The organism is Pleomorphochaeta sp. DL1XJH-081 (genome assembly GCF_049310885.1).
Taxonomy (GTDB): domain Bacteria; phylum Spirochaetota; class Spirochaetia; order Sphaerochaetales; family Sphaerochaetaceae; genus CAYZJV01.
This window is the reverse complement of sequence record NZ_JBMDYO010000047.1, coordinates 1-289: the sequence shown is the minus strand read 5'-3', so window position 1 is coordinate 289 and position 289 is coordinate 1. Positions and strand designations below refer to the sequence as shown.

Below are 289 nucleotides of genomic sequence, written 5' to 3'. Positions count from 1 at the left end.
CCCAGTTTTACCGGCCAGGTTGGCCATGCGTCTGGGGTGACATCCTGCATCAGTTGCGTGGCCTTGGTTGGAGCACGCACACCATGACGACTGACAATCACCACACTTTCCAGCTTCAGCTCCGGCTCACTCTGAGCGAATGCAGATTGCGGGGTTAACGGAATCAGAAGAGATAAAAATGGGATTAAGATCGCTTTCATCGATATGTTTCCGCTTTTCATATCTGACATTATTGATTGCCTGATGCGATGCTAATGCGCCGCATCAGGCCTACGTTCGTTAACCTTTC

The 289-nt window shown here is 50.2% G+C and carries 1 pseudogene; it reads right to left on the bottom strand.

From position 1 onward, the window contains the following. Positions 1–200 (bottom strand): annotated as a pseudogene (locus tag ACODJP_RS13850) (hypothetical protein); the annotation flags it as partial. Between the last annotated feature and the right edge of the window lie 89 nt (positions 201–289).